The 20297-nt window shown below is 63.5% G+C and carries 20 protein-coding genes; 12 read left to right on the top strand and 8 right to left on the bottom strand.

From position 1 onward, the window contains the following. Window positions 1–103 precede the first annotated feature (103 nt). Window positions 104–1381 carry a hypothetical protein gene (locus tag J2X44_RS02245; RefSeq protein ID WP_011542709.1) on the top strand — a complete coding sequence of 426 codons (1278 nt, stop codon included), beginning with the start codon at window positions 104–106 and terminating at the stop codon, window positions 1379–1381. Between the two features lie 307 nt (window positions 1382–1688). On the opposite strand, the gene J2X44_RS02240 is transcribed toward J2X44_RS02245, so the two are convergent. After that, window positions 1689–3803: a TonB-dependent receptor gene (locus tag J2X44_RS02240; RefSeq protein WP_052181951.1), complete on the bottom strand. Its 2115-nt coding sequence runs from the start codon at window positions 3801–3803 to the stop codon at window positions 1689–1691. Window positions 3804–4449: 646 nt separating this feature from the next. Continuing rightward, window positions 4450–4848, bottom strand: coding sequence for a MerR family transcriptional regulator (locus J2X44_RS02235; RefSeq protein WP_039578962.1), 399 nt, complete (start codon window positions 4846–4848; stop codon window positions 4450–4452). An 80-nt stretch (window positions 4849–4928) separates the two neighbouring features. Here J2X44_RS02235 and J2X44_RS02230 point away from each other — a divergent pair, with 80 nt between their 5' ends. The 7 genes from J2X44_RS02230 (at window position 4929) to J2X44_RS02200 (ending at window position 12564) form a co-directional block, all read left to right on the top strand. Next, the gene (locus tag J2X44_RS02230; protein WP_276203603.1) at window positions 4929–5750 is read left to right on the top strand and encodes a MauE/DoxX family redox-associated membrane protein; all 822 of its coding nucleotides are present in this window, start codon (window positions 4929–4931) and stop codon (window positions 5748–5750) included. Window positions 5751–5853: 103 nt separating this feature from the next. Then, a complete protein-coding gene (locus tag J2X44_RS02225; RefSeq protein ID WP_058455287.1) occupies window positions 5854–6216 on the top strand; it encodes a hypothetical protein in 363 nt (120 codons plus the stop codon). A 65-nt stretch (window positions 6217–6281) separates the two neighbouring features. After that, entirely contained in the window at window positions 6282–6548 is a 267-nt protein-coding gene (locus J2X44_RS02220) for a hypothetical protein (RefSeq protein WP_058455288.1), read from the top strand. A 64-nt stretch (window positions 6549–6612) separates the two neighbouring features. Further along, window positions 6613–7842, top strand: coding sequence for a TolC family protein (locus tag J2X44_RS02215; RefSeq protein ID WP_188235735.1), 1230 nt, complete (start codon window positions 6613–6615; stop codon window positions 7840–7842). Continuing rightward, entirely contained in the window at window positions 7839–9068 is a 1230-nt protein-coding gene (locus J2X44_RS02210) for an efflux RND transporter periplasmic adaptor subunit (RefSeq protein ID WP_058455289.1), read from the top strand. Before J2X44_RS02215 ends, J2X44_RS02210 begins: the two co-directional genes overlap by 4 nt. Beyond that, window positions 9065–12199 carry an efflux RND transporter permease subunit gene (locus tag J2X44_RS02205; protein ID WP_310087647.1) on the top strand — a complete coding sequence of 1045 codons (3135 nt, stop codon included), beginning with the start codon at window positions 9065–9067 and terminating at the stop codon, window positions 12197–12199. The genes J2X44_RS02210 and J2X44_RS02205 overlap by 4 nt, the downstream gene beginning before the upstream one ends. Beyond that, on the top strand, window positions 12196–12564 hold the full coding sequence (locus J2X44_RS02200) for a copper-binding protein (protein WP_310087646.1): 369 nt from the start codon (window positions 12196–12198) through the stop codon (window positions 12562–12564). Before J2X44_RS02205 ends, J2X44_RS02200 begins: the two co-directional genes overlap by 4 nt. Before the next feature lie 105 nt (window positions 12565–12669). On the opposite strand, the gene J2X44_RS02195 is transcribed toward J2X44_RS02200, so the two are convergent. Both J2X44_RS02195 and J2X44_RS02190 read right to left on the bottom strand, forming a co-directional pair. Next, window positions 12670–13479, bottom strand: a complete 810-nt coding sequence (locus J2X44_RS02195) for a sulfite exporter TauE/SafE family protein (protein ID WP_058455291.1) — start codon at window positions 13477–13479, stop codon at window positions 12670–12672. Window positions 13480–13558: 79 nt separating this feature from the next. After that, window positions 13559–13981 carry a helix-turn-helix domain-containing protein gene (locus tag J2X44_RS02190; protein ID WP_058455292.1) on the bottom strand — a complete coding sequence of 141 codons (423 nt, stop codon included), beginning with the start codon at window positions 13979–13981 and terminating at the stop codon, window positions 13559–13561. Between the two features lie 105 nt (window positions 13982–14086). On the opposite strand from J2X44_RS02190, the gene J2X44_RS02185 reads away from it, so the two are divergent. The 4 genes from J2X44_RS02185 to J2X44_RS02170 all read left to right on the top strand — a co-directional run bounded on the left by J2X44_RS02185 (window position 14087) and on the right by J2X44_RS02170 (window position 18215). After that, the gene (locus J2X44_RS02185) at window positions 14087–14740 is read left to right on the top strand and encodes a cation transporter (protein WP_058455293.1); all 654 of its coding nucleotides are present in this window, start codon (window positions 14087–14089) and stop codon (window positions 14738–14740) included. Between the two features lie 5 nt (window positions 14741–14745). After that, window positions 14746–16692, top strand: coding sequence for a cytochrome c/FTR1 family iron permease (locus J2X44_RS02180; RefSeq protein ID WP_058455294.1), 1947 nt, complete (start codon window positions 14746–14748; stop codon window positions 16690–16692). Between the two features lie 126 nt (window positions 16693–16818). Continuing rightward, window positions 16819–17508: an AraC family transcriptional regulator gene (locus J2X44_RS02175; RefSeq protein ID WP_058455295.1), complete on the top strand. Its 690-nt coding sequence runs from the start codon at window positions 16819–16821 to the stop codon at window positions 17506–17508. A 47-nt stretch (window positions 17509–17555) separates the two neighbouring features. Further along, on the top strand, window positions 17556–18215 hold the full coding sequence (locus tag J2X44_RS02170) for a class I SAM-dependent methyltransferase (RefSeq protein WP_058455296.1): 660 nt from the start codon (window positions 17556–17558) through the stop codon (window positions 18213–18215). Window positions 18216–18240: 25 nt separating this feature from the next. Here J2X44_RS02170 and J2X44_RS02165 read toward each other — a convergent pair whose 3' ends face one another. From J2X44_RS02165 to J2X44_RS02150, 4 genes are all read right to left on the bottom strand, one after another. Next, window positions 18241–18546, bottom strand: a complete 306-nt coding sequence (locus tag J2X44_RS02165; RefSeq protein ID WP_058455297.1) for a hypothetical protein — start codon at window positions 18544–18546, stop codon at window positions 18241–18243. A 190-nt stretch (window positions 18547–18736) separates the two neighbouring features. After that, complete coding sequence (locus tag J2X44_RS02160; protein ID WP_058455298.1) at window positions 18737–19381, bottom strand: thioredoxin domain-containing protein; 645 nt, start codon at window positions 19379–19381, stop codon at window positions 18737–18739. After that, window positions 19378–19812, bottom strand: coding sequence for a disulfide bond formation protein B (locus J2X44_RS02155; protein WP_058455299.1), 435 nt, complete (start codon window positions 19810–19812; stop codon window positions 19378–19380). Before J2X44_RS02155 ends, J2X44_RS02160 begins: the two co-directional genes overlap by 4 nt. After that, window positions 19809–20294, bottom strand: coding sequence for an SRPBCC family protein (locus J2X44_RS02150; RefSeq protein WP_058455300.1), 486 nt, complete (start codon window positions 20292–20294; stop codon window positions 19809–19811). The genes J2X44_RS02155 and J2X44_RS02150 overlap by 4 nt, the downstream gene beginning before the upstream one ends. Window positions 20295–20297 lie beyond the last annotated feature (3 nt).

The raw sequence follows: 20297 nt of genomic DNA, 5'->3' as shown, positions 1-20297 counted from the left end.
AGGTTTCGCCTTTCGCTAAGGGCCGGATCGAGCGAACTGTCTTGGCCGGCAAGCCGCAGGTGGAAAACAGCAATTCGGAATGGATCAAGCGGGGGCTATAAACATGAAGCGCGATCTTGTTCGCGAACTGATCGAGCGCTGGCGCGGCGATTCCGGCTCGACCTATCAAAGCTGGTTCCTGTGGGAGGAACGACTGAAGAATTTTCGGTCGATCAGAAGAGGCATCTCGCAGGTCGTCGCCGAAATTGAGGCCGGCACCTTCGGAGCGGCATATCGGGGCTCGTCATTGGAGATCATTGTTCATTCAATCGCCGAGCAACGACAGATTTTCAAAGGTGCGGATCATGCTTTCTTGTGGAAGCCCAAACTCCGAATCCCGGACATCTACGAGAACGCCGACAATCAACGAGCTTTTGGCAGACTTCTTCACCATTGCTCCTGTTGCGATACCGCCGAGGAGGTCGTCGCCGGGATCCTCGCAATCGACAGACAGAAGATCAAGGGGTTGGGTCCTGCGGTAGCCAACATTCTCTATTTTCTGCATCCCACCCTTGTGCCTCCGTTCAATACGGCAATCGTAAAGGGCTACAACGCGCTGACGGGTGCGAATGTGAAGCTTGGCAGCTGGGAGCATTTTCTCGCGATGCGCGCGGGCATTCTGGATCTCAACGATTGCTACCGGGATCTTCTCTCCAACGATTTGGGCGCGATAGGAGGGCTGCTGTTCGATATCGGATCGGGACGGTTTCCAGCCCCACCGCTCAGCGGTTCGAGCGAAAATGCTCGCGATTGGATGGCCTTGCTGAATGAAACGCGCTCACAGTCCGACAAGTTCGATAAGGGGCTTGCAAATCAGAAAGAGAGCGACCGGACGCATAGCGAAGTCCAATCCTGGCTTCGGGACCTCGGCCTTGCACTTGGATATGACGTCTGGGTAGCGGCAAATGACCGGGGGCGCCTTCATGAGGGTGTACCGCTCGGGTCTCGATGCCTCGATAGCTTGCCGCATGCCATCGCAACCGCTCAAGGAAGCGATGCCATAAGACTGATCGACATCTTATGGCTCGAGCAATCGACGGCTACGGTCGCGGCGGCATTCGAAGTCGAGCATTCGACATCCATTTATTCCGGAATTGTCCGCATGCTTGATCTCGCGCTGAGCAGCGAGAATCTTCATTTGTCGACGCCACTTTTCCTGGTTGCACCCGATGCGCGAGAAGCCGATGTCCGCGCTCAGCTCCGACGCCCGGCTTTCAGCCGGATCGGTGATCTCGACATTTCCTACCTGCCCTACGCCGAGCTCGAACAGAACAGGGTCGCCATTGCCCGCTTCGGTACGGGCCTGAAGGCGATCAAGGCGATCTCCCATCCATTGCCGTGAGGCAGCCGACGACGCGTAGGCCTCCGAAAGCAGTTGGTCTTTGCATCCTCGCGGCGTCACAGGGAAAGCCGGGCATCGAAATCGCGCGCGCTACCGACGTTCAGGATGGGACTAGCCCGTATCTGTTCGTGCCATCTTACTGTCCGGCTCATCGTGCCATCAGCAGGGCCGTTCAAGTAACGGCGCCGGTGAGAACAGGGACATATCATGTCCTGCGTTCAGAGGAAGTATTCCCCCCGGGCGCAAGCGCCCAGGGGGACCGACGACCGTAGGGGAGTCGCCGGGGGACCTCGCAGGACGAGGAACCTCAGAAAAAGTAGCGCAGCTGCAATCCGTACTGGCGCGGCTCGCCGTAGATGTAGAGCGGAAGAGTAGGGTTCGAGACACCCGTCGCGTCCGTCCCGATCGTACTATAGCTCACATAGCGCTCGTTGGTGAGATTTCGGCCATAAAGCGCAATTTCCCACGCTTCGCTCGCCGGCTGCCATGTGACACGCCCATTTATAAGGGTCGTGGCGTTTCCGGAAAAAAGCGGATTGTTGCTGGGCTTGAAAAAGACGCTGTCGCGCCAGGAGATATCGGTCCGTAATGTCAGCATTCCGCCGCCCAGGGAGGCCTTATATTCTCCGCCGAAAGTGATGTTCCACTTCGGCGCGTTCGGCAGCCGCTTGCCCTTGAGGCTTGCGCCGACGTCGTCAAAATAGACATCGTAGCGCGCATCGAGATAAGCGATCGTGGATGTAAGCGTCAGGCGATCGAACGGCCGTGCCATCAGTTCCGCTTCAACGCCCTTGATCGTCGCCTTGCCGGCGTTGGTGGTACTGGCAACGCCATTATTATACTCGACCACCTGAAGATTGGTGTAATCATAATAGAAGGCGGAAAAATTAGCTCGAAGCCGGCGATCGAGGAGCGTCGACTTCAGGCCGACTTCGTAGCTCCAGACATACTCCGGGAGGAAAGGCCGCCCGTCTCCCAGCTGGAATCCACCCGATTTGAACCCGCGGGTTGCCGACGCATAAGCCATGACGTCATCGGCAAGGTCGTAATCGATCCCAATTTTCGGAGTCCAGGCGGTCCAGGATGATTTGGGCTGACCGGCATCGACCTGATTTCCGTTCAGCAGGACACGATATCCGAAATCCTTTTTTTCGTATGAGTATCGAAGCCCTCCGGTCAATCGCAGGCGGTCGATGAGTTCGTAGCTTGCTTGTCCGAAGAGCGCGAATGCATTCGTCGTATTGTTTTCCGGGATCGCGAGCCGACGACCCGGTTCGATGATCCGTATTTCGTCGTTGCCCTTTTCATTCAGATAGAATGCTCCGACGATCCAGCGCAGCTTGTCCGCATCGTTGTTGAGAAGTTGGAACTCTTGCGTGAAACTGCGGGAACGTTCGTAAAATTCGATATCGCGGAGGAAGAGGTCAGTCGAGTCAACGTCGAGCGCCTGGACGACCTTGCTCTTGCGCAGCGCCGTAATCGAGCGGAGCGTGACCGGGCCGCCGTCCCAGTTCATGGTCGAGGACACGCCCCAGGCATCGACATCGTAACGCGGCAGGCGGTCGAGTGCGGCCTCTTTGTCATTGGCCGGGATCGTCGCCCCCGCATCGACGAAGCCTTGCGGATAAAAGGGCCGAACAGACCGCGCGCCGGTCTCGCGATCACGGCTGGCATCCGCCCGCAACACGATCTCAAGACGGTCGCTCGCGTCAATCGCAAGCGTCAGTCGTCCAGCGAGATTATCTTCGTTTTGGTATCGCCGTCCCGAGACGACGTCGCGGTAGATGCCGTCGCGCTGGTTGGCAAGCAAGGTGAGGCGGCCTCGGACGCCCGCTCCAAGCGGTCCAGAAATCGTGCCGCTCAGCGAGCGCTTCTCGTAATTTCCGACGGTGAGTCCCAGCGCGCCAGTCAAATCCTCCGTAGGCATTTTGGAAATGATGTTGAGTGTGCCGCCGGCGGAGTTGCGACCGAAGAGAACGCCTTGCGGTCCGCGCAGCACCTCGATGCGTTCGACGTCGAACAAATCCTGATAGCTTGTGGTCGGGCGCGAGATGTAGACGCCGTCATAATGGACTGTCGTGCTGGGGTCGGTCGCAACGCCGAACGCCGAGGTGCCAATTCCACGAATATTGATGATCGCCATGGAATCGTTGGTGATCGACACGCCCGGCACAAAAAATTGGAGGTCTTCGACGTTTGATATGCCCGTTGCCGTAAGCGCCTCGCCGGTCATCGCTGTCACCGAGACGGGAACGGACTGCAGATTTTCCTCGCGCTTCTCCGCCGTTACGATGATCTCGGCGAGGCCGTCCGACTGGGCTTCCTGAGCCTGCGCGGGAAACGCGACCGCCACCGCAATCGCCGCCATCGAGCTTCGCTGCATTGCGCGCTTCGTCGACGAATAACAGTATAATTTGTTCATTATGCTTCCCCTGTTTCGAAGAACTGCCCTTTCGCGCAGCCCAAATGAGTTTCGGGGAAGTCGAGGACAAAAACATGCATGCCCGGAAACCGCTGCTTACGGCTTCCGGGTTCAAGCACCCAACATCCCCTACTGACATTGATTACGCACCAGAACGACTCATCCCTCAAAAATGGTTCGGGCGACGTAAAACCATCGGAATTGGGCTCCCCGATTTGTTCAGATCGCCAGGATGAAGTTGATCCGGAACGCCCAAAGGCTCCTACCTTCATCCAGAAGCGGCGCTTTTCGCTTCTGCCCCTCGTCGGAGCCTTGGTCGGCGCCGTGCACGTGACGCAATCGCTCGCTTGACCCTATGGTCAGGTCTTCCCCGTGGAAGCCTATTTGTTCGCTCTGATGCCGGTCCTAGCCGCGGAGATTCGATGGCGCCTGACCCAGGCACTTCGGACGGCCGTCGCAACTCCGGACGCGGCAGCGGCGAGACACTGCGGCTGCGATCCGCGCTAGCCTTCAGCTCGATGTCGCAGCCGGAGTTACCATCCCATCGCTTGTAGCCGGGATGCTGGAACCATTTGCGACCGATTGACACCAGTTTGAGGGAGGTGAGACGGGCCGTCAGCACCATCCGCCCCCAAGACCAGTCGGGCTAGATCTGCTCGAACGCCGCTATGATCGGGCAGTGGAGCGTGTCGGCGGCAGCGCATTGGCGCGACAGGCCCATGAGCGCGCGCCGCGCCACATCGAGTTCGGCGATCGTCTTTTCGATCGCCGCGATGCGCGCGTCGGCCAGTTCGCGCGCTCGCGCGCGATCGCTCGACGCGTCGAGTTCGAGCAGTTCGGCGATCTCGGTGAGCGTAAATCCCGCTGCCTGTGCCGATTTGATGAAGCGCAGACGGCGCAGAACCGCCTCGTCGTAACGCCGGACTCGGCCTTCCGACGGGGCGCTGGCCGACTGAGGCGGAACGGGCAACAGGCCGCGGCGTTGGTAATAGCGGATCGTCTCGACATTGACGCCGCCCTGCCGGGCAAGCTGGCCGATGGTCATGTCACGCAAGGCCTTGACTCCGTACTATGGTACGGAGCCTATATAGCGGGAAGCGATCGGGAATCAAGAAAGGCGAATCGATGAATATGCAGGTTCAGCGCGCGAACGAAAGCGCGCCAGCGCACACTGGTGCGGCGGTTTCGGGCAAGCCGCGGGCGACCATCTATCGCATGGTGATGGAGCAGCATATCTGCCCCTATGGCCTGAAGGCGCTGCATCTGTTGCGCAGCCGCGGCTATGACGTCGAGGATGTCTGGCTGACGACCCGCGAGGAAACCGACGCATTCAAGGCGAAACATGGCGTCGCGACGACGCCGCAGACCTTCATCGAAGGCGAGCGGATCGGCGGTCTTGACGATCTGAGGCGCCATCTCGGTCTGAAAGTCCGCGATCCTAAGGCGCTTACCTATAAGCCCGTCATCGCGCTCTTCTCTATCACCGCGCTGATGGCGCTGGCCGCCAGCCAAGCGGTGTCGGGCACGCCCTTCACAATCCGTGCCGCCGAATGGTTTATCGGGTTCAGCATGGCGTTGCTTGCCTTCCTCAAGCTCCGCGACATCGAGAGCTTCTCGAGCATGTTCCTGAACTATGACCTGCTCGCCAAGCGGTGGGTGCCCTACGCCACCATCTATCCGTTCGCCGAGGCGCTCGCGGGCATCCTGATGATTTCCGGCGCGCTGAGCTGGATTTCGATCCCGGTCGCGCTCTTCATAGGGAGCATCGGCGCCGTCTCTGTCTTCAAGGCGGTCTATATCGACAAGCGCGAACTTAAATGCGCCTGCGTCGGCGGCGACAGCAATGTGCCGCTGGGCTTCATATCGCTGACCGAGAATCTGATGATGATCGCCATGGCGCTGTGGATGCTGCTCGCGCCCGCTGCCATGACGATGGGCCATAATTAACCGGGCCCGGTGTAACCGTGAGGGGACCGCCGGCGAACAGGTCGGCGGGATCTTCCTCCAGTTTCGAATTGACGCCAAGTTTGACAAGGATCATGCTTTTACCGTGAAACGCTGGCTCACCTTCCTGCTTCTTGTCGGAGCCGTCCTCGGCCTCCTGGCACAGGAAGCCGCGTTCGCCTCCGCGCCGGCGATCCCGGCAGCCGCAACCACGACTACCGCGGCGATGAGCGACGAATGCGCCGAGATGATGGGAATCGACAAGTCCCAAGATAGCGCACCCTGCAAGGGCCTGACCCTCGATTGCATCGCCAAGATGGGCTGCGCGCTGCCGCTGGCGGTCGCGGCGCCCGCCGCCTCGCTGGAGGCGGCCGCCTATCGGCCGGCGCCGGTAGACGCGCGGCCTGCCGTTCGCTTGACGGGCCGAATCGTCGGTCCCGAGCCCGAACCGCCTCTATTCCGCGGCTGAAACGCGCGATGCGCGCCGGTCTCCCCGGCGCGTGTCTCCCAGCTTTTCAACCGAGGAATTTCACCATGAAGACGATTTTTGTCGTTGCCGCGCTCGCGGCCGCAACCCTTGCCGCTCCCGTGTCCGCGCAGGACGCGAGCGGCGGTCATTATGAATGGCAGACCCGCCAGGTGCCGGGACCGAACAAGTCCAATATCAACCCGCGCGTTCGCGTGTGGGTCAAAGACGCATCAATGAATATGGCGGCCTGCGACTGCACCATGATGAAGACCGACGCAGCGGGCTGCATGCACGACATGCCCGGACATCGCATGTCGCCCTCCAAGGGCTGACGGCTTCCGTCCCCCGGCCGACGTGCCGGGGGACATTTCCGCCTGACTCGAAAGAGGGGGACATATGCGCATATATCTTGCGGCAGTTTTGCTTATCCCGACGCCCGCGGCGCTACATGCCGAGCCGATGACGCTCGATACGGCGCTCGACCGCGCGGCATCAGAGGCGCCCGAATTGCAGGGTCGCGAAGCCGGCATCGATGCTGCCCAATCGGCGGCGATCGCCGCCGACCGGCTGCCCGACCCGAAACTCAATATCGTCCTGCAGGATTTCCCGGTGACCGGGCCCGACGCGGGCCGGTTCAATCGCGACGACTTCACGATGCAGGTCGTCGGCGTCAGCCAGGAGTTCCCGAACCCCGCCAAGCGCCGCGCGCGCGCAACGCGTGCGCAGGCCGACATCGGAATCGCCCGCGCCGACGAGGCGGTCACCGCGCAGGATATCAGGCTCGCGACCGCGCTTGCCTGGGTCGACCTTTACTACGCCAAGAAGCGTCTCAAGGAACTCGACCTGCTCGATTCTGGTCTTGAAGACCTTCAAGCGACGGTGACCGCGCGGCTGGCCAGCGGCGCTGCGCGCCCGGCACAGGCGCTTGAACCCGATCAGCTTCGCGCCGCGATCAATGATCGCCGCAGCGCACTCGCCGCCGAGATTGCCCGCGCCCGCGCGCAGCTCGCGCGCTTTACCGGCGACGCAGCCGCCGACACGCTGGGAGACTTGCCGCCGCAAATGATCGACGAGCAAGGATTGCGCTCCGGAATCGACGCCCTGCCAAGGCTGCGCGCGCTCGATGCCCGCGCCCTCGCCGCCGATGCCGAGACCGGTCTCGCCCGCGCAGACAAGCGCCCCGACTGGAGCGTCAACGCGGCCTATGGGCGGCGCGAGCCCAATTTTGGCGACCTCGTCACGGTTGGCGTCACCGTAGATCTGCCCTTCTTCTCGAAAAGGCGGCAGGATCCCAAGATCGCCGCGCGCGCCAGCGAGGCGACGCGCGCCCGGCTCGACCGTGAGGCCGCCAAGCGCGACATCGCGGCGGGGCTCGACGCCGATCTCGCCGATCACCGCATGCATCATGAACAACTCGCCAATGCGCGCACGCGGCTCGTGCCGCTCGCGAAGAAGCGCGCCGAGCTCGATCTCGCCAGCTACGCCGCCGGAAAGCTCGATCTCGGGACCGCACTCCTGTCGACACTCGCGCTCGCCGAGGCCGAAGTCGATGCGCTCGCTCGCGAAGCCGAGGTCGCGCGCGACGCGATCCGGATCAACACTATTTATGGGGAGGCAGGTCGATGACCGATGCAACATCAGCGGCGCGTTGGCGCGCCGGAATATTGGCCGCGGTGCTGATCGCGGGCGGCAGCGGTTACTGGCTGGGACAGAGCGGTCAGAGCGATGCGCCAAGCGAAGCGGCAGGCAGCGGCGGGCGCAAGATCCTCTATTATTATGATCCGATGTTCCCGAACCAGAAATTCGACAAGCCCGGCAAGTCGCCCTTCATGGACATGCAGCTCGAGCCCAAATATGCCGACGAGGGCAGCGGCGCGGCACCGGGCGTGTCGGTCGATCCTGCCGCGCGGCAGAGCCTCGGCATAAGGGTGGTCGTGGCCGAAATGGGCAGCCTCGCGGCGACCTTCGACGTCAACGGCAGCATCGATTTCAACCAGCGCGACGTCACGATCGTCCAGGCGCGCTCGGGCGGATTCGTCGAGCGCGTCTATCGCCTCGCGCCCGGCGACGTCATCGGCGCCGGCACGCCGATCGCCGACCTGCAATTGCCCGAATGGGGCGGCGCGCAGACCGAATATCTGAGCGTCAAGAAACTCGGACGTCCCGACCTCACTGCGGCGGCGCGGCAGCGGCTGCGGTTGATGGGCATGCCCGAAGGCGTGATTGTCGAAGTCGACCGGACCGGACGCACCGGCGGCCGGATGACCGTCCGCGCGCCGATCGGCGGCGTAGTCCAGACGCTGGGCGCGCGTGCGGGCGTGACGCTTGCCGCGGGGCAGACGCTCGCCGAAATCTCGGGGCTCGGCACGGTGTGGCTCAACGCCGCGCTCCCCGAAGCGCAGGCGGGACTCGTACAGGTCGGCCAGCGCGCGACCGCGACGCTCACCGCCTTTCCCGGCGAAGCATTCACCGGCAGGATCATTGCGATCCTGCCCACTGCATCGGCCGACAGCCGGACGCTGACGGTGCGCGTCGAACTCGCCAATCGCGGCGGGCGTCTCCGCCCCGGCATGTTCGCGGTGGTGGCGCTCGGGGGCGATGCCAAACCGGCGCTGCTGGTGCCGAGCGAAGCGGTGATCCGCACCGGCACGCGCAGCATCGTGATGCTCGAGAAGGGCGACGGGCGCTACCATCCCGCCGAAGTGATCACTGGACGCGAAGGTGGTGGCAAGACCGAGATATTGCAGGGGCTCGCTCCCGGCGAAAAGGTCGTCGCGTCGGGCCAGTTCCTGCTCGATTCCGAGGCGAGCCTGACCGGCCTCACCGTCCGTCCGCTGGAGCCCGCGCAATGATCGCGAAGATCATTCGCGCTTCGGTCGCGGCGCGCGGGCTCGTCGTCGCGGCGGCGCTGATCCTGACCCTGCTCGGGATCGCCGCGGTGCGCACGACGCCGGTCGATGCCCTGCCCGATCTCTCCGACGTCCAGGTCATCATCCGCACCACCTATGCGGGTCAGGCGCCGCGGATCGTCGAGGATCAGGTCACCTATCCGATCACGACGACAATGCTCTCGGTGCCCGGCGCGCGCGTCGTGCGCGGCTACAGCTTCGTCGGCGACAGCTTCGTCTATGTGCTCTTCGACGACGGCACCGATCCCTATTGGGCGCGCAGCCGCGTGCTCGAATATCTGAGCCAGGTGCAGAGCCGTCTCCCCGAGGGCGCGCAAGCGAGCCTCGGGCCCGACGCGACCGGGGTCGGCTGGATCTATGAATATGCGCTCGTCGACAAGAGCGGCCGCCACGATCTGGCCGAGCTCCGCAGTCTCCAGGACTGGTTCCTCCGCTTCGAGCTCAAGTCGGTTCCAGGCGTCGCCGAGGTCGCGAGCATCGGCGGCATGGTGCGCCAGTATCAGATCATCGTCGATCCGCAGAAGCTTGCCGCCTTCGGCGTGACCGCAGCCGAAGTGTCTGACGCCCTCAAGCGCGCCAATCAGGAAAGCGGCGGCGGGAGCATCGAACTTGCGGAGGCCGAATATATCGTCCGCGCGAGCGGCTATCTGAAGTCGCTCGACGACTTCCGCAGCGTCCCGATCCGCACCGCGGGTGGCGGGATTCCGGTGACGGTCGGCGATGTCGCGACGGTCCAGATGGGTCCCGACACACGGCGCGGCATCGCCGAACTCAATGGCGAGGGAGAGGTCGCGGGCGGCGTGATCGTGATGCGCGAAGGCAAGAATGCCCGCGAGGTCATCGAGGGGGTGCGCACCAAGCTCGCCGAGCTCAAGCGCAGCCTGCCCCCCGGGGTCGAGATCGTCACCACCTATGACCGCTCGGGGCTGATCGACCGCGCGGTCGACAATCTGACGTCGAAGCTCGTCGAAGAGTTCATCATCGTCGGGCTCGTCTGCGCGCTCTTCCTCTGGCACGCGCGCTCGGCGCTGGTCGCGATCCTGACCCTGCCGCTCGGTATCCTCATCGCCTTCATCGTGATGCGGCTGCAGGGGCTCAACGCCAATATCCTGTCCCTGGGGGGCATCGCGATCGCGGTCGGCGCGATGGTCGACGCGGCGGTGGTGATGATCGAAAATGCCCACAAGCATCTCGAACATTGGGAGCGCGACCATCCGGGCGAGGAATTGAAGGGCGCCGAGCGCTGGCGCGTGATCACCGACGCCGCCGCCGAAGTCGGCCCCGCGCTCTTCCTCAGCCTCCTCATCATCACCTTCTCCTTCATCCCCATCTTCACGCTCGAAGGCCAGGAAGGGCGGCTCTTCGCGCCGCTTGCCTTCACCAAAACCTATGCGATGGCGGCCGCCGCAATCCTTTCGATCACTCTGATCCCGGTGCTGATGGGTTGGTTGATCCGCGGAAAGATCCCCGCCGAACAGAGTAATCCGGTCAACCGCTGGCTCACCCGCGTCTATCGCCCGGCGCTCGACTGGGTGCTCGAACGGCCGAAAAAGGCACTGGTGATCGCTGGTCTTGTCTTCGCCACCAGCCTGTGGCCGATGACCCAGATCGGCGGCGAGTTCATGCCGCAGATGCACGAAGGCGACCTCCTCTACATGCCCTCGGCGCTGCCCGGCATTTCGGCGGCCAAGGCATCGAGCCTGCTCCAGCAGACCGACCGGCTGATCAAGACTATGCCCGAAGTCGAGACCGTGTTCGGCAAGGCGGGCCGCGCCGACAGCGCGACCGATCCCGCGCCGCTCGAGATGTTCGAGACGACGATCCGTTTCAAGCCGAAGGACCAGTGGCGCCCCGGAATGACCGAGGAGAAATTGATCGAGGAACTGGATGCGCGCGTCCGCGTCCCCGGGCTCGCCAATTTCTGGATTCCGCCGATCCGCAACCGCATCGACATGCTCGCGACCGGGATCAAGAGCCCGATCGGCATCAAGGTCGCAGGCTCCGACCTTGCCGGGATCGACCGCACCGCCAAGCGCATCGAAGCGGTGGTCAAGACTGTACCCGGCGTGGCGTCGGCGCTGGCCGAGCGACTGGCCGGCGGGCGCTATATCGATGTCGACATCGATCGCGCCGCGGCGGCGCGCTACGGCCTCAACGTCGCCGACGTGCAGGCGATCGTCTCGGGCGCGATCGGCGGCGAGACGATTGGTCAGACGGTCGAAGGGCTCGCGCGCTACCCGATCAGCGTCCGCTATCCGCGCGAGCTGCGCGACAGCATCGGTGACCTCGCGAGCCTCCCGATCCTGACGCCATCGCGCCAGCAGATCACGCTGGGGACCGTGGCAAGCGTCAAGGTCAGCGACGGCCCGCCGATGCTGCGCAGCGAGAATGCCCGGCCCGTCACCTTCATCTATGTCGACAGCCGCGGCCGCGACCTGCAGGGCCTCGTGCAGGACATCCAGCAGGCCATCGCGCGCGAAGTCGAGCTGCCCCCCGGCGTCAGCGTCTCTTTCACCGGACAGTTCGAGTTCCTCGTCCGGGCGACCGAGCGGATGAAGGTCGTCGTGCCGGTCACGCTCGCGATCATCTTCGTCCTGCTCTACCTCACCTTCCGCCGCTGGGACGAGGCCCTGCTCATCATGGCGACCCTGCCCTTCGCGCTCACCGGCGGGCTCTGGCTCCTCTATCTGCTCGGCTACAACCAGTCGGTCGCGAGCGCGGTCGGGTTCATCGCGCTCGCGGGCGTTGCCGCCGAGTTCGGGGTCGTCATGCTCATCTACCTCAAGCATGCGCTCGCCGATCGCAGCGATGGTGACGTACTGGCCGCGGTTCGCGAGGGCGCGCTGCTCCGCGTCCGGCCGAAGGCGATGACGGTCGCGGTGATCCTCGCGGGCCTGTTCCCGATCCTCGTCGGGACCGGCACCGGCTCGGAAGTCATGAGCCGGATCGCCGCGCCAATGATCGGCGGCATGCTCACCGCGCCGCTGCTGTCGATGCTGATCATTCCCGCCGCCTATCTGCTGATGCGCAGGCGCGCGGCAAAACCCATTCAACCCGAAGGAGAAAAGACATGAAGAAACTGACGACCCTCGCACTCGGCCTTGCGCTGAGCGCGGCACTTTCCGGCTGCGGCGAGCAAGCCGAAGCGCCGAAGACCGAAGAAAAGGCTGCCATGGCCGACGACAGCGGCGCCATGGTGGCGCCTGCCGAAACCAAGCATGGCAAGGGTACGGCAACTGTGACCGCGATCGATAACGTGAAAGGACAGGTCACGCTCGATCATGGCGCGATCGCCGAGCTCGATTGGCCGCCGATGACCATGGGCTTCGCGGCAAAACCTGAGCTGCTGAAAGATATCAAGGTCGGCGACAAGGTCGCGTTCGAGCTCGACTGGGACGGCAAGGCCGGAACGATCACCAAGCTCGACAAGCCGCCGTAAAGCAGCAGCGCCGTCGTGGCGGGCGTCGGTCGATCCCGGCGCCCGCATTCCATCCGGGGCGATGACGGCTGGCGCTGTCCGAGTGTGGGGGCCGCCGCCTGGACCCTAGTGCGGCTTCGCCATCAGCATCTTCATCGCGGACAGGATCAATATCGCCGCCAGCATCGGCAGCAGCACCCTTTCCGGCACAATGCCAAGCAGCAGCCCGCCGATCATGCCGCCGGCGATCGAACCAAGCGCCATAATCAGCACAAAATTGCGATGGCTGCCGATAACCGAGAAACTTCGGTCGCGGCTGTAGCGTGCGAATCCCGTAATCATCGTCGGCAAGCTGATCGCAAGCGACAGGCTGCCTGCAAGCTTCACGTCGAGCCCGAACAACAGGATCAGCGTCGGGATCAACAGCTCGCCCCCGGCGACGCCGAGCAAGGAGGCGACGATACCGATCGCGAAGCCCGCGATGACGCCGGCCGCAATGCGCAACATGGCGTCCCCAAAAATGGGGTGTCCCCCGGTCAGGTCGTGACCGAAAGCCAGAATCAGCGCAATCAGCACAAGGAGTATGCCGATAATCCGGTGCAGCGCCCCCGCGCTGATCCGGGTTGCCCAGCCAGCACCGAACCAGGCACCCACGATGCTGCCGGTCAGAAGATTGACGATGATCGGCCAGTGAGCGCCGATCTCGGAGAAGGATATCGTGCCGCTGCGAAAGATAAGCGCTGTCGCCACAACGATTAGGCTCATCGCCTTGTTCAGGATAATCGCCTCTAGCGGCGGAAAGCGGAACAACCCGACAAGCAGCGGTAGCCGGAACTCCGCGCCACCGAGGCCGATGAGCCCGCCGAGCACGCCGATCACGCCACCGGCGGCAAATGCACGGACCGGACCGCGAGTAACGTGCGCGTCGGCTTTCATGATCGGCAAGCCTCGGAAGGGGGCGCAGCGAACCGCCAAGCTGGGACGCCATCGCCACCGTCATGCGAAACCCCCGTGGTCATATTCCTGTCCCGGCCAGTTCGGTGCCCGCGATCGCCTCTATCACCCGGCATTCCGCAGCCCGGCCGCCCTCGCAGGAGGTCGCAACCTCGGTGAGGGCCGACCGCAAGGTTTCAAGCCGCGCGATGCGAATGCCGATATCGGCAAGATGCGCGCGAGCAATCGCCGCCGCCTCGCCGCAATCGCGGTCGGGCTGGTCCGAAAGCGCAAGCAGCGAACGGATTTCGGGGATCGAAAAACCCAGCTGCCGACCGTGGCGAATGAAGGCGAGGCGGCGAACGTCGGACGCTTCATAGCTGCGCCGGCCTGAGGCGGTGCGCAGCGCCTCGGGCAAGAGCCCGATATCCTCGTAAAAGCGGATCGTGTTGACCTTGGTGCCGGTCTGCCGGGCAAGGTCGCCGATCGCGAGCCTCTTGGCCATAAATCTCTTGATCCTCCAGTGACTGGAGGTTGTATAGGGCGACCCAGTCCAGAGTTGAAGGCGTGAAATGGAACGCCATGACAGCGGCACGGGGATGAAGACGCGATGACAGCAGGTTCTGAAAGTGGCGATGGCTGCGGCTGCACGGGCGACCCGGTTCGCGCGGAAAAGGATCCAGCCTATCGTCGCGCCTTGTGGATTGTCGTGCTTCTCAATCTGGGGTTCGGCGCGATCGAAATCGTTGGCGGCTTTATCGCGAACAGCCAGGCGCTGAAGGCCGACTCGCTCGACTTCATCGGCGACGGCACGATCACGCTCGCGGGGCTGGTGGCGATCGGCTGGACAGCACTGGCACGGACCCGCATCGCCTTTGCGCAAGGGCTGTTTCTTCTGACACTCGGGCTCGGCGTGATCGGGGTCGCGCTATGGCGCGCGCTGACCGCTGTTCCGCCCGAAGCCGAACTGATGGGCGGCATCGGCATCGTTGCGCTGCTCGTCAATCTCACCTCGGCCGCAGTCCTCTCGCGGTTTCGCGAAGGCGACGCCAATGTCCGCGCGGTATGGCTGTTCAGCCGCAATGATGCGGTCGCCAATGTGGCGGTGATCATCGCGGCTGGCCTCGTCGCATGGACCGGCCAGGCCTGGCCTGACCTCGCGGTTGCAGCCATCATCGCCGCGCTCTTCCTGCATTCGGCTTATGAGATTCTGCGCAGCGCTCGTGTCGAGTTGCGAGAGTTATCGACTGTGGCCGGACAATAGGACCGATGCAGACCGCTCGCCGCTTTCGCTTCCTGCTGATCCTGCTGGCCACCATCGGCGGCTTCACCGTGCAGACGGCAGAGGCGCGCAGCGCTGCCGACGAAGTCCAGACCATCTGGCGCCTGCTGGATTATCTCGCCGTCGATTATGGCGGCGCCGTCGCGAACGGCGAAGTGGCGAGCACGGTTGAATATGCCGAGATGACCGAGTTTTCGGCCACCGTGCGCAAAGGCATCGCGACCCTCCCGGCGTCACCCGCACGGGCTGGCCTTGTCGCCGAAGCGGGGAAACTCGAAGCGGCGATCGCATCGAAGTCCGACCCCGGGAAAGTGGCCGGCAACGCGCGCGGACTCGCAGCGGACCTGCTCGCAGCCTATCCGGTGCCCCTCGCCCCGCGCAAAGCCCCCGATCCGCTGCGTGGGGCCCAGGTGTTTCTGGAAAATTGCGCCAGCTGTCACGGCTCGCGCGGCGATGGCAAGGGACCTCAGGCGAAGGGCCTCGATCCCGCACCCATTGATTTCACCGATATCGGTCGCGCTCGCAAACGCAGCCTGTTCGCACTCTATCAGGTCATAGGCCAAGGGCTCGAGGGTACGTCCATGCCGAGTTTTGCCCAGCTGCCCTCAGACGACCGGTGGGCGGTCGCTGCCTATGCCGGCGGCTTTGCCTTTCGCGATGTTTCGACCGGCCAACAAATCTGGGACCAGACTCCGTCCGCTCGCAAGCTGGTTCCAGACCTGCAGGCCTTCACAAGTCTCAGCCCCGAAGCACTTGGCCGCACGCTCGGAACGAAGCAGGCCGACGCATTGACGGCCTATTTGCGATCCAACCCCAAGGCATTGAGCGCGGCGTCGCCCGCAAAGCTTGCGGTTGCACGCGACAAATTGGTGCAAAGCGTCGCCGCGTACCGCAAGGGAGAACGAGACGAAGCAGAGCGCCTCGCGCTCTCTGCCTATCTCGACGGTTTTGAACCTGTCGAGCCGATTCTGACGACGCGCGATTCTGCGCTGATGGCGCGGATAGAATCCGCGATGGCCGACTATCGCGTGTCCATCGCGCGCGGTTTGCCGGTCGACGTGGTTGCGGGCAAGGCCTCCACGGTCGAAGCCCTGTTCGCCGATGCCGAGGCCGCGCTATCCCCCGATGCAGCGAGCGATGCATCAACCTTTGTCGGGGCGCTGACCATATTGCTGCGCGAGGGGCTCGAAGCTCTGCTCATCGTGGTGGCGATGATCGCTTTCTTGCGGAAGGCCGAGCGGCCCGAAGTTCTGTCCTATGTCCATGGCGGCTGGATCGCAGCGTTGGTCGCCGGCGGCGCGACCTGGGCCGTCGCAACCTATGCAATCTCTGTCAGCGGCGCGAACAGGGAGCTGACCGAGGGATTTGGCTCGCTCTTCGCCGCCGTGGTTCTGGTCTGGGTCGGCATCTGGATGCATGGCAAGTCGCATGCCAATAGCTGGCAGCGCTATATTCGTGACGCAATGGGCAAGGCGCTTTCGCGCCGCTCGGCCTGGTTTCTGTTTGGGCTCGCATTCCTCGTGGTCTACCGGGAGGTCTTTGAGACCATCCTGTTTTTCACCGCGCTGGCGACGCAAGGCAGTAGCGGCGCGATCGCCGCCGGAGCCGGAACTGCGCTGGTGATCCTCGCAGCAATCGCATGGGTTATGCTTCGTTACAGCCGGGTCCTGCCGATCGGAAAATTTTTCGCTTACAGCTCTGTACTGATCGCGATTCTGGCAGTTGTCCTGGCCGGCAAGGGCGCGGGCGCGCTACAGGAAGCCGGCCTCCTCGGCATCACACCGCTCGCCCATTTTCCTCGCTTCCCGGCGATGGGAATATTTCCTTCGCTCGAACCGTTGTTGCTCCAGCTTCTCGCGCTTGCAGTCCTCTGGATCGGCTATCGTTACAACAGTCGGCAGCATCGCCGGATCGAGACAGCGCCCGGTCGATGAGGGTAATTATCACGGGGTCGGCGCGCTCCTCCCAGGCTGTGCTGGGGCCCCCGAAAAGAGCCTCCGAGCCAGAGAGATTACCCGGCGCCCGTTACGCACACGAGTTAGGCCTGCTATCGAAACCCGATGCCCGACACGTCCAACTGGAACGGCCGACTTAGCCTCGGCGACTATCATGCTCTCTGGTCGGGTTCGGTTGGCGATGCCGCCGCGCACCGCCATTTTGCAGCGCAAGCAGTGTTTTGTTCCGAGCCGCTCACGGTGGTCGACGCCGTTGGTGCGCGCCTTTCGGGGCGCTGCTTGCTCATCGAACCCGATGCCGCACACCGGCTGCTTCCCGCGCCCGCAGCCGAACTATGGTTCGTCGAGCCGACAGTGGGCTTCGGTCCGCCGGTAGAACTGAAAAACCGGCTGATTTGCTCCGATCCGATTCATGTCGCGATGCCGGGACAGCAGTCATTCTGGAAAAACTGGCTCACGCGAGGCGCCCGCCCCCCGCTCGATCCGCGCATCACCCGCGCCGCCGCCTCGATTGACCGCCTGATCCCCACGGGCTCTGTCCGGCTCGCGGATGTGGCGGAGGAGAGCCGCCTTTCGCTCGGCCGATTCCGGCATCTCTTTGCCGCCGAGATCGGCATGCCTTTCCAGCGATTTGTGCTCTGGCGACGCTTGATCATCGCCTTCGACGTTTTGGGAAGGCGCCGCAGCGCGACCGAGGCCGCACATATGGCGGGGTTCAGCGACAGCGCGCATTTCGCCCGCACGATCAAGGTCATGTTCGGTATTCGGGCAAGCGACCTTTTCATCGAACCATAGCCTCTCCGTTCAAGCCGGTGCGTGACGGCACCTAGTAGAGGGGCGTCATGTCAGACGCACACAGAGACTTCGTCCCGGCACTCGGCAAGAGCGGATCGCTCGACCGCTATGATGCCGCCATAGCCCTCATGACCAGAGAGAAAAGATGGCGAAGCGACTTGCTGTGCTTCGCCGAACCGCAGCCGGGCGAGCGGATCGTCGATATCGGGTGCGGCACGGGGACGTTTGCAATCGCCCTTAAGCAGGCGGCGCCGGAGAGCATGGTCCTCGGGGTCGATCCCGATCCCGCCGTACTGGAAATCGCACGCGCCAAGGCTAAGGTTGCCGAAGCCGAGATCCAATGGTTCGAGGCCATGGGGGACGAGCTGGACGGCATCGACGCACTCCGGCAATGCGACAAGATCGTATCGAGCCTCGTTCTCCACCAGTGCCCAATGGACGTGAAGAAGGCGATTGCCGCGCAGATGTTCAGGCTCCTGAGGCCCGGCGGGACTCTCTTCATAGCCGATTATGGCGAGCAGCGCTCGCTGCTGATGCGCATGCTTTTTCGACAGATCCAGCTGCTCGACGGGTTCGAATATACCGAACCCAACGCGAAGGGCTGCGTCCCGGAAATCCTTACAGCCGCGGGTTTCGAGGCTGTCGAGGAAGTGAAGGTCATCCCGACACCGACCGGCTCGATCTCAATCTACCGGGCGAGGCGGTAGCCTCTCGCCCAGCGCGCGGATTCCGCTAACCGCGCCAGTGACGCCCACGGTGGTGGTGGTGCATCCGGCGCTTCTGGTAGCGCCGCTCGTAGCGGTCCCGGCGTTCATAGCGGCGGTCGTTTCCGCGATAATAGGGGTCGTAACCGCGATAGCCCCGGTCATTGCCATAATAGGGCCGGTCGTGCCGGTTGGAACGATAGTCGCGATCATGGCCCCGCGGCGCATCATGGCCGCGGCTATATCCGCCGCGATCGCCATGGTGCTGGGCAAGCGCCGTTCCGGGGAGCGCGAAGGCGAGCATCGCGGCCGCGATCGTCATCAGTTTTCGCATGTCAGTCTCTCCTTTGCGTGGCGTTCAAACTCCCCCTTCGTCGTTGAATGCGCTGTGAATATTAGCTCTTTCTTCCCCGATTCGACGGTGACCCGGCATCTCCATGCGACGGGCCGATGGCGAGTGAGGCAGCATCGCGACGGATGCTAGGCACCCGTCCCGCGTGGACGAAGCGGGACGGGTGCGGGTCTTATTTGCCCTTTGCCGCTACCGCGGCCTGGACTCGGGCCTCGACCTGTTCGGGGCTGGGTTGGACGAGCATCTCGCCATTGACGAAGAAGGTCGGGGTGCCCTTGACGCCGACCGCGCGCGCGTCGGCAATGTCCTGCTCCATCCACGCCATCGCATCGGCGGTTGGCATCGCGCGCGCCTTCGCGACATTGAGGCCGGCCTTCTCGGCCGCGGCCCAGGCGCCGTCCATCTTGCCGTCGTGCCAGTCGGGCTGCGCCTCAAGCAGCGCCGCCGTCACCGGCTCGAGCTTGCCCTGGACACGCGCGGCTTCGAGGATCACGATCGCCTCGGCCGAACCGGGGTGCAGCGGCAGGTAGCGCATCACGAGACGCACATCCTTGGGATATTTGGCGACGATACCCTTGACTGTCGGATAGAAGGCACGGCAGGCCTCGCACGACGGGTCGAAGAATTCGACGATCGTGACCGGGGCATTTTTCGGCCCAATGATCGGCGAGTGCGGGCGAATGAGGCTGTCGACGGGTCCCGCCACGACCTTCTTGGTGGGTTCGCCCTCGGCGCTCCCGCTGTAGAGCATCGCGCCACCGGTAAAGGCGAGCGCCGACAGGGCAAGCGTGGCCATCACTCCGATTCGACGGTTCATGATTTCAGTCTCCTTTGGAAGTTGAGCAAGAGGGTCAGGATGAGCGCGAAGGCGGCCAGCGACAGGAGGGGCAGCGGCACGCCTCCGACTGCCATGCTCTCTCCCGAGCATGACGGGCCGCCGGTGCAGGGGACGATCGGAGCCGGAATGACGCCGACATAGAGCAAGCTGTGATAGAATGCGACGAGAGCACCGCCGGCCGCCAGCGCCAGTCCATAAGGAACAACGGCGCGGTCCGACTTGAACGCTGCGATGCCGAGAATGATCGAGAGCGGGAACATGAAGGCGCGCTGGAACCAACAGAGATCACACGGCACTTGGCCCATGACCTCGCCGACGAAGAGGACGGCTAGGCTCGACAGGAAGGCAATTGCCCAAGCTACGCCGAGCGGACGCCATTTGTGCGGTGCCAGCAGCGGAAAGCTCGTCATCGCCGACCACCTTTGAACTTGGACTTGGGCCGTCGCGGCGGCGATTGCGGCTTGCTGTATTTGGACTTCAGGTAGCTGAGCAGGATGCCGTCGATCGAGGCGAGCATTCTTTGAAAGCTGGTGCGGAGGCCGGGAAGCGGGAGCCAGGCAAAAGGCCCGCGGCAGCGATAGCGGTGAACGAACTTCGTCCCGCTTGCCGTCGGCGTCAGGATATAGCTTTCCTCAAACTGGAGGATGAAGCTCGGCTTTACGTCGAGTATCAGCTCTTCCCCGGGGCGCGCGGAGAGCACCGCCGCGGAAACTTCAAGAAACTTGGGCTTTTGCGGATCCATGCGCATCGAATAGCGGATCGCGACCGGGTCCTCGGCAAGCCGCTCGATCCGGACATAAGGGTTCCAGATCCGGTGATTGTCGAAATCGCCGAGGACCGCCCATATTTGTTCCGCACTATAGGGGAGGTCATGCTCCCGCTCGAACTCCATCAG

Source organism: Sphingopyxis sp. BE259 (genome assembly GCF_031457495.1).
In the GTDB taxonomy this organism is placed as follows: domain Bacteria; phylum Pseudomonadota; class Alphaproteobacteria; order Sphingomonadales; family Sphingomonadaceae; genus Sphingopyxis.
The sequence above is the reverse complement of the archived record's forward strand: the minus strand, read 5'-3'. Positions and strand labels throughout refer to the sequence as shown.